The organism is Streptomyces sp. NBC_00358 (assembly GCF_036099295.1).
Lineage (GTDB): Bacteria > Actinomycetota > Actinomycetes > Streptomycetales > Streptomycetaceae > Streptomyces.
The window spans coordinates 1,470,451-1,485,322 of sequence record NZ_CP107976.1 but is presented as its reverse complement, the minus strand read 5'-3'; the positions used below and the strand labels follow the sequence as shown (position 1 = coordinate 1,485,322).

The window sequence follows — 14,872 nt, the reverse complement described above, 5'->3', positions numbered from 1 at the left end:
ATGACCGCTGAATACGCCCACTTCACGACCGGGGAGCCGGTCGCCGACACCAAGGCACCCGCCGGTCCGGTCGAGGAGCGCTGGGACAGACGCCGCTTCGAGGCCAAGCTGGTCAACCCGGCCAACCGCCGCAAGCACACCGTGATCGTCGTCGGCACCGGCCTCGCGGGCGGCTCCGCGGGCGCCACCCTCGCCGAACAGGGCTACCACGTCGTCCAGTTCTGCTACCAGGACTCCCCGCGCCGGGCCCACTCGATCGCCGCGCAGGGCGGCATCAACGCCGCGAAGAACTACCGCAACGACGGCGACTCCGTGCACCGGCTCTTCTACGACACCGTCAAGGGCGGCGACTTCAGGGCCCGCGAGTCCAACGTCCGCCGCCTGGCGCAGATCTCGGTCGAGATCATCGACCAGTGCGTCGCCCAGGGGGTGCCGTTCGCGCGCGAGTACGGCGGCCTGCTCGACACCCGCTCCTTCGGCGGCGTCCAGGTCTCCCGCACCTTCTACGCCCGCGGCCAGACCGGCCAGCAACTCCTCCTCGGCGCCTACCAGGCGCTGTCCCGGCAGATCGCCGCCGGCAACGTCGAGATGCACCCGCGCACCGAGATGCTGGACCTGATCGTGGTAGACGGAAAGGCCCGCGGCATCGTCGCCCGCGACCTGGTCACCGGCAGGATCGACACGTACTACGCGGACGCCGTCGTCCTGGCGAGCGGTGGCTACGGCAACGTCTTCTACCTGTCGACGAACGCCATGAACTCCAACGCCACCGCGATCTGGCGGGCCCACCGGCGCGGCGCGTACTTCGCCAACCCCTGCTTCACCCAGATCCACCCCACCTGCATCCCGCGCACCGGCGACCACCAGTCGAAGCTGACGCTGATGAGCGAGTCGCTGCGCAACGACGGCCGTATCTGGGTGCCCAAGGCGCACGGCGACACCCGCCCGCCGAACGAGATCCCCGAGGACGAGCGCGACTACTACCTGGAACGCATCTACCCGTCCTTCGGCAACCTCGTGCCCCGCGACATCGCCTCCCGCGCCGCCAAGAACGTCTGCGACGAGGGCAGGGGAGTGGGCCCCGGCGGCCAGGGCGTCTACCTCGACTTCGCGGACGCCGTCCGGCGCATGGGCCGCGAGGCGGTCGAGGAGAAGTACGGCAACCTCTTCGACATGTACGCCCGGATCACCGCCGAGGACCCGTACACCGTGCCCATGCGGATCTACCCCGCCGTGCACTACACGATGGGCGGACTGTGGGTCGACTACGACCTCCAGACCACCGTCCCCGGCCTGTTCGCCATCGGTGAGGCCAACTTCTCCGACCACGGCGCGAACCGGCTCGGCGCCTCCGCCCTCATGCAGGGGCTCGCCGACGGCTACTTCGTCCTGCCGTCCACGATCAACGACTACCTCGCCCGCAACCCGCACAACGCCACCGACGACGGCCTGAACGACGAACACCCCGCGGTCCAGGAGGTGCTGGCCGAGACCGAGGACCGGCTCCGGCTGCTCCTCGCCGTCGACGGCGACCGCACCCCCGACTCCTTCCACCGCGAACTCGGCGAACTCATGTGGGAGTTCTGCGGCATGGCCCGCACCGAGAGCGGGCTGCGCAAGGCCCTGGAGCGCATCCCGCAGATCCGCGAGGAGTTCTGGCGGCGCATCAAGGTGCCCGGCAGCGGGGAGGAGTTCAACCAGTCCCTGGAGAAGGCCAACCGGATCGTCGACTATCTCGAACTCGCCGAACTGATGTGCCTCGACGCGCTGAACCGCGCCGAGTCCTGCGGCGGCCACTTCCGCGAGGAGTCCCAGACCCCGGACGGCGAGGCGGCCCGGCGGGACGAGGAGTTCTCGTACGCCGCCGCCTGGGAGTTCACCGCCACCGGTGCCGCGCCCGTCCTGCACAAGGAAGACCTGGTCTTCGAGTACGTCCACCCCACCCAGCGGAGCTACGCATGAAGCTCACCCTGCGCGTCTGGCGGCAGAAGAACGCCGACGCCGACGGAGCGATGTCCACGTACGACGTGGACGGCATCTCGGCCGACATGTCCTTCCTGGAGATGCTCGACACCCTCAACGAGGAGCTCATCCTCAGCGGCGACGACCCCGTCGCCTTCGACCACGACTGCCGCGAGGGCATCTGCGGCGCGTGCAGCCTGGTCATCAACGGCGACGCGCACGGACCCGAGCGCACCACCACCTGCCAGCTCCACATGCGCTCCTTCCACGACGGCGACACGATCGACATCGAGCCGTGGCGGGCCGCCGCCTTCCCGGTGGTGAAGGACCTCGTGGTCGACCGCTCCGCCTTCGACCGGATCATCCAGGCCGGCGGCTACGTCACCGCCCCGACCGGCGCCGCCCCGGAGGCGCACGCCACGCCCGTCCCCAAACCCGACGCCGACTTCGCCTTCGAGCACGCCGAGTGCATCGGCTGCGGCGCCTGCGTGGCGGCCTGCCCGAACGGCGCCGCGATGCTGTTCACCTCCGCCAAGGTCAACCACCTGAACGTGCTGCCGCAGGGCGCCCCCGAACGGGAGACCCGGGTACTCGACATGGTGGCGCGGATGGACGACGAGGGCTTCGGCGGCTGCACCCTCACCGGGGAGTGCGCGACCGCCTGCCCGAAGGGCATCCCGCTGTTCTCCATCACCAGCATGAACAAGGAATGGCTGCGCGCCACCCGCAGGGCGGGCAGGCGTTAGCCGGAAAGTCGTTCGCCGTACGGTGCGGACGGGCGGGACCGGGTGTGGTGCTCATACCCGGTCCCGTCTCGCCGTTCCGGGCCACCCCTGTCATTCAGCATCCTCACATCCGCCCTCCTGGCACTGGTCACGCGCACGCCAACCGGCGTCGGAAGAACAGGAGCGCGCAGACCGTTCGGATCCGGCCTGCCTCCCCCGAGCCATCGACTCCGTTCGAGCGGGGGGTCCCACTCCGCCGAACCGGCCCGTGACCAGGAGAGTGCCATGACCGGCGTTTCCACCCTCGACAGCCCGCCCCAGCCCGTCACCCCCACCCGCTACACCGTCACCCTGGCCCGCGACGAGGCCGATGTCCGGGCCGCGCAGCGGCTGCGCCACGACGTCTTCGCCGGGGAGATGGGCGCCCTCCTGAACACCCCGCAGCCCGGTCTCGACATCGACGCCTTCGACGCGTACTGCGACCACCTGCTCGTCCGCGACACCGAGACCGGCCAGGTCGTCGGCACCTACCGGCTGCTGCCGCCCGAACGCGCCGCGGTCGCCGGGCGCCTCTACTCGGAGAGCGAGTTCGACCTCGGACCGCTGGCCGGAATCCGCTCCGGGCTGGTCGAGGTCGGCCGCTCCTGCGTCCACCCCGACCACCGCGACGGCGCGGTCATCGGCCTGATCTGGGCCGGAATAGCCCGCTACATGATCGACGGCGGCCACGAATGGCTCGCCGGCTGCTGCTCCATACCGCTCGCCGACGGCGGTACCCTCGCCGCCGGAACCTGGGACCGGGTGCGGGACAAGCACCTGGCGCCGGAGGAGTTCCGGGTCCGCCCGCTGCTGCCCTGGAGCACGGAAGGTGTCGCCCGCCCCGCCCGCACCGAACTGCCCCCGCTGCTGCGCGGCTATCTGCGCCTCGGCGCGTGGGTGTGCGGCGAGCCCGCGCACGACACGGACTTCGGCGTCGCCGACCTGTACGTGCTGCTGCCGATGAGCCGGGTCAACCCGCGCTACCTCCGCCACTTCCTCTCCCTCGTCCCCGCCTGATGAGCACGCCCCGTACCGGAGCGCCGCGTCTCCCGGCCGTCCGCCGTCCCCGGTCCGGCGCAGGCCCGCGAGCGGCGTTGCTCCCCGGAGCCGTCCCCACGCCGCGGCGGCCCGCCGCCGGCCCCATTCGGACGACCAGCGCCTGGCTGCCCACCGCCCCCTGCTCACCGCGCGGCTGCGTGGAGTCCGTACGGCCCTGGACGGGTGCACCGCGCGCCGTCCTGCGGCTGACCGGACTCCTGGTCGTGGTCGTCCTCGGGGTCGCACTGATCCCGCCGGCGCGACGGCTGGGGGCGGAGCGGCGGGACCGTTGGATCCGCCGCTGGTGCCTCGCCGTGGTGCGCACGGCCGGGGTCCGCACGCGGATCACCGGGGCCGCCCGGCCCACCGGCGGACTGCTGATCGTGGCCAACCACGTCTCGTGGCTGGACATCCCCCTGCTGGCCGCCGTCCGTCCGGCGCGGATGGTCGCCAAGGCCGAGGTGCGCGGCTGGCCCGTGGTCGGCGTGCCGGCGGCCCGCGGCGGCACTCTCTTCATCGACCGCGACCGGTTGCGCGCCCTGCCCGGCACGGTGGAGCGCATCGCCGAGGCACTGCGCGGCGGCTCGGCGGTCGCCGCCTTCCCCGAGGGCAGTACCTGGTGCGGCCGGGCCCAGGGCCGCTACCGCCGGGCCGTCTTCCAGGCCGCGCTCGACGCCGGTGTGCCGGTCCAGCCGGTACGCATCCAGTACCGGTTCGCCGACGGGGCGCCGAGCACCGCGCCCGCCTTCGTCGGCGAGGACTCGCTGCTCGCCTCGCTGTGGCGCGTGGTGTCGGCACGCCACCTGGTGGCCGAGGTGACGCTCCGCCCCGCCGTCACGCCCGGCCCCGGCACGGACCGGCGCGCTCTCGCCGAGGCGGCACAAGGGGGTGGACGCCACCCGCACCCATGGGCGGGGTCGCACGTCTGAGACCGGGGAGCCGCCCGCCCCGGGGCGCCCCCGGCAACGTTCCGGGGTGCCCGCGGGGGCCGGCGCGTGCCTGTGGCCGCGGTGTTCGCCGGTTCAGCCTCCGGGGCGGTTCCGGCCTCCTGGGATGTCGCTAGGGGAGGCGTCCGAGCGCTCGGGCGAGATACGCGGCCGTCCGGCCATGTGCCGCCGCCACCTGTCCAGGTGGGCCGGCGGCCACGACACGGCCGCCCTCGTCACCGCCGCCGGGGCCCAGATCGATGACCCAGTCGGCGCCCGCCACCACCGTCATGTCGTGCTCCACCACCACGACGGTGTGACCGGCGTCCACCAGGCCGTGCAACCGGCCCATCAGTACCTCGACATCGGCCGGATGCAGTCCCGCCGTCGGTTCGTCGAGCAGATAGAAGGTGTGCCCCCTTCGCGCCCGCTGCAACTCGCTCGCCAATTTGATGCGTTGGGCCTCACCGCCCGACAACTCCGTCGCGGGCTGGCCGAGTCGCAGATAGCCGAGGCCCACGTCGAGCAGCGTGCCGAGGCTGCGCGAGACCGCCGGGGTGTCCGTCCCGGCGAAGAACCCGGCCGCCGCCTCGACCGTCAGATCCAGGATCTGCGCGATGTTCCGTCCCCGGTACGTCACTTCGAGGGTCTCGGGGTTGTAGCGCGCACCGCCGCAGTCCGGGCACGGGGCGTACGTACTGGGCAGGAACAGCAGCTCCACACTGACGAAGCCCTCGCCCTGACAGGTCTCGCAGCGCCCGCCGGCCACGTTGAAGGAGAACCGCCCCACACCGTAGCCGCGGGCCTTCGCTCCCTCGGTTCCGGCGAACACCCTGCGTACGACGTCGAACAGCCCCGTGTACGTCGCCAGATTGGAGCGGGGCGTACGGCCGATGGGCTTCTGGTCGACGCTGACCAGCCGTCCCACGCCCGCCAGTTCCTCGGTCACCTCGCCGATCAGCGTGGACTTCCCGGAGCCGGAGACCCCCGTCACCGCGGTGAACACGCCGAGCGGGAACTCGGCGGTGACCCCGCGCAGATTGTGCCGGGTCACCGGGCCGACCCTCACCTGCCCGACGGGCCGTCGCACCGGGCGCTCCGGAACGGGAGAGCGGTCGAAGAGGAATCGGGCCGTCGCGGACTCCGGTACCTCTGCCAGACCGGTGACGGGACCGCTGTACAGGACCCGCCCGCCGTGCTCCCCGGCGTGCGGACCCACGTCGACCAGCCAGTCGGCGGCGCGCACCACATCGAGGTGGTGCTCCACGACGAACACCGAGTTGCCCGCCGCCTTCAAGCGTTCCAGCACGGTGAGCAGGGCCTCCGTGTCCGCCGGGTGCAGTCCCGCGGACGGCTCGTCGAGGACGTACACCACGCCGAAGAGACCGGACCGCAACTGGGTCGCCAGCCGCAGCCGTTGGAGCTCGCCGGCCGAGAGGGTGGGGGTGGCCCGGTCGAGGCTGAGATAGCCGAGGCCGAGCTCGACGACGGGCGCGATGCGGGAGGTGAGGTCCCCGGTCAGGACACGCGCGGTCTCGGAGTCGCCCGTGAGGGACTTCGCGAGTTCGACCAGCGGCAGCGCGGCCAGTTCGGCGATGTTCCGCCCCGCGAACGTCACCGCCATCGCCTCGGGCCGCAGCCTGCCGCCGCCGCACACCGGGCAGGGAGCAGCGGCGAGGAACCGCTCCGCCTTGGCCCGCAGGGTGGCGCTCTTCGTGTCGGAGAAGGTCTTCAGGACGTAGCGTCGCGCGCTCATGTACGTGCCCTGGTAGGGGCGTTGGATCCGCTCGGCCTCCCGTACCGGGTGCACGGTGACCACCGGCTGCTCGTCCGTGAACAGGATCCACTCCCGCTCCCCGGCGGGCAGTTCGCGCCAGGGCCGGTCCACGTCGTGGCCGAGCGCGTCGAGGATGTCCCGCAGGTTCTTGCCCTGCCAGGCCCCCGGCCACGCGGCGATGGCGCCCTCACGGATCGACAGCGACGGGTCGGGGACGAGCAACTCCTGCGTCGTACGGTGTACTTGACCGAGTCCGTGGCACTCGGGGCACGCCCCTGCCGCCGTGTTCGGAGAGAACGCGTCCGAGTCGAGCCGCTCTGCGCCCGCCGGATACTCTCCCGCCCGTGAGAACAGCATCCGCAGCGAGTTGGACAGATTGGTGACCGTCCCCACCGACGAGCGCGAGGTGGGCGCCGAGCGGCGCTGCTGCAAGGACACCGCGGGCGGCAGTCCGGTGATCTCCCCGACCTTCGGCGCCCCCACCTGGTGGATCAGCCGCCGCGCGTACGGGGCGACGGACTCGAAGTACCGCCGCTGTGCCTCCGCGTAGATCGTCCCGAAGGCGAGCGACGACTTCCCGGACCCCGAGACCCCGGTGAAGACCACGAACACGTCACGCGGGATGTCGACGTCCACACCCCGCAGATTGTGCTCCCGGGCACCGCGGACGCGGACGTGGGAGTCGTGGGGGCGGCCGTCGGGGCTGGGCATCGGCGGGACTCCTGGGGGCGGCCCGGTGCCGCGGGCCGGCGGGCCGCGGCCTGGGCGTCGATGGGGCACGGGGCAAACCCCACGATTCTAGGCCGTGGCCGGTCCCGCGACCCGGGGGAGGCGCCCGCGGGCTCCCGGACTCCCGGGTCCCTGGGCGGGCGGGCTCCCGGGAGGGCGGTCCGTACGCGTCCGGCGCCACCGGGACCGCCGGACGCGTCCGAGCCGGTCAGGAGGGCACGGTCTCCAGGTCCAGGAGCTGTCGTTTGCGCTCCAGGCCGCCCGCGTAGCCGGTGAGCGCCCCACTCGCGCCGATCACGCGGTGGCAGGGACGGACGATCAGCAGCGGGTTCGCCCCGATCGCCGTACCCACGGCACGGACCGCGGCCCGGGACGCGCCGATCCGCGCCGCGACCTCGCCGTAGCTGAGCGTGGTGCCGTACGGGATGTTCTCCAGGGCCTTCCAGACGCGCCGCTGGAAGTCGCTGCCGCTCGACACGTACTCGATGTCGAAGGCGGTGAGCCGGCCGTCGAAGTACGAGCGCAACTGGGAGACGATCTCCCGGAAGGCGTCCGGGTCCTCGCGCCAGCCCTCCTGGACGACCGCGCCGTACTTCTGGTCCGGCACGGACAGCGCGGCGAGCGCGGTGCCGCCCTTGGCGGTGACCGACTCCTCACCCACCAGCAGCAGGCGGCCGAGCGGGCTGTCCATGGTCGTGTAGACCGTCATCGGTCCGGTCCTTTCCGAGGTCTCACAGCGTGTGCACCCTCAACAGTGCCTCCCGCGCGGCATTCCGTCCGGCGGGATTCGGACAGAGCGCTGAGCGGTCGGGACGGGGCCCGTACGGCACGGCGCGTCACCGTTCCCGGCCGCTGAGGTCGCGCCGGGGGCGGTACGGGCACACGATCGAAGTCGACCACTCCGCACGGCCCAGGAGTCCCCATGGTCTGGATCCCGCAGATCTCCGACCTCGTCGACCGGCTCGGCGCCGCCGAGCTGGCCGACGCGCTGCGCGACCCGGCGTCGGCCACCGTGCCCGTCGCCCTCGACGACCCCGAGGCGGGCCGGATCAGCGGTGTCGGTGTCCTGGCCGCCTGGCTGGCCGTGCAGGACACCTGGCGGGCGGAGCGGAAGGTGGAGATCGAGGAGATCGCCACCACGCTCGGTGAGGGGCGGGCCGTCGGCGAATGGGTCGTCCACCTGGAGGGCCCGGAGGGCGAGCGCATCGGGCTGCCCGTGGCCGCCGCGGTGGACCCGGCCTCCGCGCTGCCGGTGCGGATCCACCATTCCCGGCTGCCGCTGCTCGGCCGGCACGTGGTCCGCCGTCCGATGGTGCTGCCGGACCCCCAGGCGCACGCCTCCGACGTGGTGGGCGCGTTCAAGGCCGCCGTCGACGCGGGGGACACCGAGGCCGTCGTCGCCGCCTTCGCACCGGACGGATCCTTCCGGGGCCCGTCCGACGACGTGTACCGGCACGTCGGGACCAAGGAGCTGACCGAGCTCTACGACGCCTTCTTCTCCGCGGGCGGCGGCATCCCGCTCAAGCTGTGCACCGTGACCGAGGACGGCACGCGCAGCGCGTTCGAGTACATCTGCGACCACTGGGGCCGGAACGACCTGCCGCCGCAGCCCGGCCTCGCGGTCTGCGCCCGGGGCGGCGATGGCCTGATCGCGTCGGCGCGGGTCTACGACGACGTGGAAGCCCCCGCGGAGTAGGGCTGTCGGCCGCCCCCGGCGGGCAGGGATCTGTCCTCGGATCTCCCCACCCCCACCGGCAGCGAGAGCAGGAGTGAGCATGCGGTACGTGAAGCTCGGTTCGACGGGTCTGGACGTCTCCCGGATCTGCCTCGGCTGCATGAGTTTCGGCCTGCCCGACCGAGGTGTCCACGAATGGACCCTCGACGAGGAGGCCTCGCGCCCGTTGATCCGCCAGGCCCTGGAGGCCGGGATCACCTTCTTCGACACGGCGAACGTGTACTCGGACGGCACCAGCGAGGAGATCGTCGGCCGGGCGCTCGCCGAGTTCGCCCGCCGCGACGAGATCGTCATCGCCAGCAAGGTGCACGGCGCGATGCACGAGGGGCCCAACGGCCGCGGTCTGTCCCGCAAGACGATCATGACGGAGATCGACAACACGCTGCGCCGTCTCGGCACCGACCACGTGGACCTCTACCAGATCCACCGCTTCGACCGCCGCACCCCCGTCGAGGAGACCATGGAGGCCCTGCACGACGTGGTCAAGGCGGGCAAGGCCCGTTACATCGGGGCGAGTTCGATGTACGCGTGGGAGTTCTCCAAGGCGCAGTACACGGCCACGCTGCACGGCTGGACCCGTTTCGTCTCGATGCAGAACCACTACAACCTCCTCTACCGCGAGGAGGAACGCGAGATGCTGCCGCTCTGCGCCGACCAGGGGGTCGGTGTCCTGCCGTGGAGCCCGCTCGCCCGCGGCCGGCTCACCCGTGACTGGGGCACGGCCACGGCGCGCAGCCGCAACGACACGTTCGGCCGGAACCTGTACCAGGACGGCGACCGCGAGATCGCCGACGCGGTCGCGCGTATCGCCGCAGAGCGGCAGGTGCCGCGCGCCAGGATCGCCCTCGCCTGGCTGCTGCGGCGGGACGCCGTGACGGCGCCCATCGTCGGTGCCACCAAGCCGCTGCACATCGAGGACGCGGTCGCCTCGCTCGACGTGGAACTCTCGGACAAGGAGACCGAGGCGTTGGAGCAGCCGTACTCGCCCCGAAGGATCAGCGGCCACTGACGCCCGCGCCCACCCCCCCCCGCAGGTCCCCGGACGGCGACCGCCGCGCCTCCGTCCACCCGGACGCCGCCCGGGATACCGGCCGTCGCCGGGCCGGCGGCCGCCGGGGACGGCTCCGCGGCGAACGGACGGAACCTCGGGGAGGAGTACCCGCGTGACAGGAATTCCGTGCGGAAAGGTGCTCGGATGAGCGCGTGAGAGCGCTCCCATTGTGGAGACTTCGGGACGGATGGTAGAGGCCCCCGGTTTCCGAATTCCTTTTAGCGCGAGCTTGACTGACATTCGGTCAAAATCCGGGGCCGCGCCGCATTAGGAGAAAATCCGGGATCGCTTGTTACCGCTCGCCGCCCTGTGCAAAGGTGAGCGTTGTCGGCGTGCAGACAATATTGGCTTCGTTCTGCGTGCGTGCGGCGCGCCCGCCCCCTCCTCGCCCGAAACGGCCGACAGGGGTGGTCGTTCGCGGCGTTCCCCCCATGGGCAGATCCTCCGGCCTCGCCGGGCGGTCTACATACCCATTGGTATGGACTATTTGCACGCTACCTTTGGGAGGAAAGCGGACGTGAATGACGGAACGCTGTCTCATTCGTCTGACTCCGACCGCTCGTTCGATGTATCGGATGAGCGGCTCGCGGCCGAGCTGAAGAGCCAGGGTGGCGCGCCCGCGAACTATCCCGTCGGAGAACTCCTGGACCGCCACTGGGAGGCGGTGTTCTCTTACGCGCGGCTGTGCACGGCCGGGGTGCGTCCCGCCGGAATGCTCACCACCGCCGCATTCACCCGCCTGTTCGGCGATTCGCTGCACCAGGGCGGTCCGAGCGCCGCGTGGCGGCCCCAACTGCTCGTCACCGTCCGCCGCATGGCGGCCGAGTGGCTCACGGACCCGCGGCGCGAACTGCTCGACCCCGGACTCCTCGCCGAGGCCGACCGGGAGGACCGTGAAGGGCGGCCGGCCGGCCGGCTGCTTCCGCCGGAAGGCAGGCGCCTGATGTCCCGGGCCTTCCAGCGGCTGCCCGAACCGGCCCGCTGTCTGCTCTGGCACGCGGAGGCCGAGGCCGAGCAACCGCACGTGCCCGCGGCCCTGTTGGGAATCTCCCCGGAGGAAGCGGTCGCCGAGCTCGACCGGGCCAGGGAACGCCTGCGCCAGGGCTGTCTGGAGATCCACCATGAACTCGCCCCGGGGGAGGAGTGCCGCCGCTACCACCGGATGCTCGACGTCTCCTTCCGGCGCGGCGGAGTCGCTCTCGACCCCGACCTGCGGACCCACATGGACGGTTGCGGCCACTGCCGTCACGCCGCCGACCAGTTGAGCCAGTTCAACGGCGACCTCGCGGTCCCGCTCGCCGAGGCCGTGCTCGGCTGGGGTGCGCGCGCCTACGTGGCCAAGCGCCGGGCACGGGCCGCGGCGGGCGCGGAGGCGGCCGGGGAACAGGGGAACGGCCGGCCCGCCGAGGGCTCGCCCTTCGCGCGGAGCGCGACGGCGTCCGGGACCGGGCGGGCCCCCGAGCCCGCCGACATCGTCGAGTTCCGGCCCGACGCCGACGCCGTACACCCATCGCCGTCGGGCCTCCCCCCGCGCGCCCCGCGGGCCGCCGCGCCGGACACGGGTACTCCGTCCGCCGCCCGCGAGGAGGAGGCGCCGCGACCGGACGGCCCGTCCCGCCGCGCCGCGTCCGCCCCCGAAGGCGGCGCGCGCTCCTCCCGCCGGGGCGTCTCCCGCTCCGGCGCGGGCACACGCCCGTCCCGCGGAGCCACCGGGCACAAGGCACCCCGGCGTGCGCCCGGGCGCCGGAACATCGCCCTCGCCGTGCTCACCGTCAGTGCGCTGATCCTGGTCCCGCTGGTCCTGTGGGCGTCCGATCCGGGCCCCGACGGCAAGAGCGGCACGGCCGACGGAGCCCACGCCTCCGCGGCGTCGAGTCCCGGGACCAACTCGTCCTGGGTCGGGACCGGCGAGCAGCAGGACGGCACCGTGCGCGGGCGGCTGCGCAACGCCGCGACGGGGCTCTGTGCCGGTATCGCGGGACACGCGCCCGTGGCGGGCGCGGAGACCCGGCTCGTCTCCTGTTCGTCGGAGTCGGCGACGGAGTGGTCGTACGCGCCGGACGGGCTGCTGCGCGACGCGGCCCACCCCGGTCTGTGCCTGGACTCGCACCTGGGCTACTCCGTCCAACTGGCCCCCTGTACGGGCCCGTCGCGGCCCGGCGCCAAGAACGTCCGCTACGACTTCACCCTCCAGGGCATGCTCGTGCCGCGATGGAACCAGGATCTGGCTCTCGCGCCCGCGTCGGCCCGGGGAGAGTCGGCGCTCGTCCTCAAACTCCGTACGGACGAACCCGTTCAGCACTGGACGCTCGACGCCTCGTCCCCCTCGCTCCAACTCCAGGTCGTCAACTGGGACTCCACGACCGGCGACGCGAAGGGCTCAGCGGCCTCGGGCCGGCCCACGTCCTCGGCGACGCCCGCCCCCACCGCCACCCGGACGCCCACCGCGACACCGTCGGCTCCGGATCCGACCGCGTCGTCCACGGCCCCGTCCGACGGCACCTGCTCCCTCTCCTTCTGCGCGGGGGACGGGCGCGACGGCTCGGTCCGGACCGGCGGATACGGTACGGGCTCCGGTGCCGGCGGTGACGGATCGTTCGGCGGAGGGGGCCAGGGCGGCCGCCGGTGACCCCGTGGGCCCCGACCGGCCGCTGTCCCCGGGCCGCCCGTCAGGAGGTCGCGGTGCCGGGGGACGAGGCGGCCGAACCGGCCGTGCCCAGGAACTCGGCCCAGCCGCCCACCGGCGCCTGTCCGGGAACGAGTGTGCGCAACTTCCGCAGGACCGCGGGGTCCTGGGCCTCCAGCCACCGCACGAGCTGGCGGAAGGACACCATACGGACGTCGTCGTGGGCCGCCATGCGGCCGACGGCCTCCTCGACGGCGTCCATGTAGATGCCGCCGTTCCAGCGCTCGAAGTGGTTGCCGATGAAGAACGGGGCCCGGTTGGTCTCGTAGGCCCGCCGGAAGCCGGCGAGGTAGCTGTCGCGGGCCTGGGCGCGCCAGGCGGCGTACTGGGCGCGGTCGCCGAGCGGGTTCGCGTTCGACTGGTTGGCCATCAGGTTGTAGTCCATCGACAGGACCTGGAACGAGTGACCGGGGAAGGGGATGGACTGGAGCGGGAAGTCCCAGATCCTGCCGCCCTGGACCTTCCCGGGCCACATCTGGAGGCCGCCGGGTGAGCTGGCGTCGTACTTCCAGCCGAGAGCGGCGGCGGTCGGCAGCAGATTCGACTGCCCCTCCAGGCACGGAGTGCGGCCGCCGGTCAGCTCCTTGTCGTAGTCGAAGGGCAGCGGTTCGAGGTCGGTGAAGCCGGTGTTGGTCCGCCACTCGGTGACGAACCTCTTCGCCTGCTCGATCTCGCTGCGCCACTCGGCGGGCGACCAGCGCCGGACACCGTCCGGGCCGCAGAAGTGACCGTTGAAGTGGGTGCCGATCTCGTGGCCCTCCAGCCAGGCGGCGCGTATCTGCTGGAGCGTCGCGTGGATGTGCCGGTCGGAGAGATAGCCGATCGCCGAGGCGCCGACGGGGTGCTGCGGCGGCTGATAGAGGTGCTTCTTCGACTCGGGCAGGGTGTAGATGCCGCTGAGGAAGAACGTCATCGACGCCCCGTGGTCGGCGGCGACCTTGCGGAAGCGGGAGAACAGCTTGTTGCTGAGTTCACCCGCGCCGTCCCAGGAGAACACGACGAACTGCGGGGGGCGTTCGCCGGGCTTGAGGCGCTCGGCCTTCGGCTGCCTCGGCTGGACTCCGGTGTCCGCGGTGGAGCCGTCGCCTATCTTCCTGACGGGCCGGGGCGGCGCCGAGCCGGCGCCGCCGCTCCCCACGGACCAGTCGTTGGCCGAGCAGGCGGTCAGTGCGCCCAGCGCGCCCGCCGACGCCGTCGCGGCCAGCAGCCGCCTGCGTGAGAAACCGCTCATGATCCATCCCCCTTGTTCCCGGTGCCGGCCGGGGTCGTGCGGCCGGCACCTTCGTCCGTGCGACGCGCCGTTCACGGGGTGCGTCAATCCGTGGGATGCGCGGAATTCCGGAAAAGGTCGCGCCTACCGGCACCTGTTGCCGTTCAGTGACAAACCCGCCACCTGGGGGACGGGTGGCGGGTCCGGGGGATGCGGGACGGCCGTCCCGCGGGTGCGGTCAGACGCCGCTGCCGGGGCGGACGACCGTCAGGAAGACCGACGAGGAGTTGCCGGACACGGGCACCGTGCCCCCCGTCCAGGTCACCGTGAGGGAGTCCCTCTCGTCGGGCGGTGTGACGATCAGCGAGGCGGGCGTCGCCGTATGGGCCCCGCTGATCTCCGGGTTGGAGAAGGTCAGGCCCGACCACGCGCTGTGCCCCGGTGCCAGCGTGACCGTCGTCGGCGTGCCCGAGGACCGACGCGGGTCGGGACCGAGCTGCTTGCCGGACGCGTCGACGAACGCCGCGCCGGGGTAACCGCGCACGGTGCAGGTGCGCCCGGAGCGGTTGGTCAGGACGACGGGGAAGTTCTCCTGCCCCGCTCCCGGGTCGTTGCGGCCGACCGAGGCGCGCAGTTCCGAGGTGTGACAGCGGCTCCCGCCGGCGGCGGCGCCCGAGGAGGCCGAGGCCGTGACGGCCCCCGTCCCCGTCTTCGTTCCGGTGCCTGTTCCCGTCCCTGTCCCCGACGTCTTCGAAGGGGCGCTCGCGGACGGGCCGGTGGACGACGTCTTCGTGCCCGTGTCGCCGGAGGCCGGTTCGGCCGTGCCGGGGAGGCTCTTGGGGGAGCTTTGCGGGGTGCCGTTGCCGCAGGCGGTGAGCAGACCCAGCAGCGCGACACCCGCCACCAGCGCGGCCCGCCGGGCGGCGGGTGAAGCGCGGTGCGGGGACACCGCGCCGGTCCGGTCCGGGTTCGCCGCACGCCGGAAAGTAGACAT

General features: G+C 72.5%; 11 protein-coding genes. 7 read left to right on the top strand and 4 right to left on the bottom strand.

The annotated features are described in order from the left end of the window. The 4 genes from OHT01_RS06235 to OHT01_RS06220 all read left to right on the top strand — a co-directional run bounded on the left by OHT01_RS06235 (position 1) and on the right by OHT01_RS06220 (position 4,693). Positions 1-1,962 (top strand): fumarate reductase/succinate dehydrogenase flavoprotein subunit, encoded by a 1,962-nt coding sequence (locus OHT01_RS06235; RefSeq protein WP_328552111.1) that lies wholly within the window; start codon positions 1-3, stop codon positions 1,960-1,962. Further along, positions 1,959-2,708 (top strand): succinate dehydrogenase/fumarate reductase iron-sulfur subunit, encoded by a 750-nt coding sequence (locus tag OHT01_RS06230; protein ID WP_328552110.1) that lies wholly within the window; start codon positions 1,959-1,961, stop codon positions 2,706-2,708. Before OHT01_RS06235 ends, OHT01_RS06230 begins: the two co-directional genes overlap by 4 nt. Positions 2,709-2,972: 264 nt before the next feature. After that, on the top strand, positions 2,973-3,743 hold the full coding sequence (locus OHT01_RS06225; RefSeq protein WP_328552109.1) for a GNAT family N-acetyltransferase: 771 nt from the start codon (positions 2,973-2,975) through the stop codon (positions 3,741-3,743). A 179-nt stretch (positions 3,744-3,922) separates the two neighbouring features. Continuing rightward, the gene (locus OHT01_RS06220; protein ID WP_328552108.1) at positions 3,923-4,693 is read left to right on the top strand and encodes a lysophospholipid acyltransferase family protein; all 771 of its coding nucleotides are present in this window, start codon (positions 3,923-3,925) and stop codon (positions 4,691-4,693) included. Between the two features lie 130 nt (positions 4,694-4,823). Here OHT01_RS06220 and OHT01_RS06215 read toward each other — a convergent pair whose 3' ends face one another. Together OHT01_RS06215 and OHT01_RS06210 are read right to left on the bottom strand one after the other, a co-directional pair. After that, positions 4,824-7,178, bottom strand: coding sequence for an excinuclease ABC subunit UvrA (locus tag OHT01_RS06215; RefSeq protein WP_328552107.1), 2,355 nt, complete (start codon positions 7,176-7,178; stop codon positions 4,824-4,826). Between the two features lie 226 nt (positions 7,179-7,404). Continuing rightward, on the bottom strand, positions 7,405-7,905 hold the full coding sequence (locus OHT01_RS06210) for a methylated-DNA--[protein]-cysteine S-methyltransferase (RefSeq protein WP_328552106.1): 501 nt from the start codon (positions 7,903-7,905) through the stop codon (positions 7,405-7,407). A gap of 213 nt (positions 7,906-8,118) precedes the next feature. On the opposite strand from OHT01_RS06210, the gene OHT01_RS06205 reads away from it, so the two are divergent. The 3 genes from OHT01_RS06205 (at position 8,119) to OHT01_RS06195 (ending at position 12,611) form a co-directional block, all read left to right on the top strand. Continuing rightward, on the top strand, positions 8,119-8,892 hold the full coding sequence (locus OHT01_RS06205) for a nuclear transport factor 2 family protein (protein ID WP_328552105.1): 774 nt from the start codon (positions 8,119-8,121) through the stop codon (positions 8,890-8,892). 79 nt (positions 8,893-8,971) lie between these two features. After that, positions 8,972-9,940 carry an aldo/keto reductase gene (locus OHT01_RS06200; protein ID WP_328552104.1) on the top strand — a complete coding sequence of 323 codons (969 nt, stop codon included), beginning with the start codon at positions 8,972-8,974 and terminating at the stop codon, positions 9,938-9,940. Positions 9,941-10,499: 559 nt separating this feature from the next. Next, positions 10,500-12,611, top strand: coding sequence for a ricin-type beta-trefoil lectin domain protein (locus OHT01_RS06195; RefSeq protein ID WP_443043358.1), 2,112 nt, complete (start codon positions 10,500-10,502; stop codon positions 12,609-12,611). A gap of 40 nt (positions 12,612-12,651) precedes the next feature. On the opposite strand, the gene OHT01_RS06190 is transcribed toward OHT01_RS06195, so the two are convergent. Then, a complete protein-coding gene (locus tag OHT01_RS06190; RefSeq protein WP_328552102.1) occupies positions 12,652-13,899 on the bottom strand; it encodes a hypothetical protein in 1,248 nt (415 codons plus the stop codon). A gap of 217 nt (positions 13,900-14,116) precedes the next feature. Continuing rightward, complete coding sequence (locus OHT01_RS06185; protein WP_328552101.1) at positions 14,117-14,872, bottom strand: DUF4232 domain-containing protein; 756 nt, start codon at positions 14,870-14,872, stop codon at positions 14,117-14,119.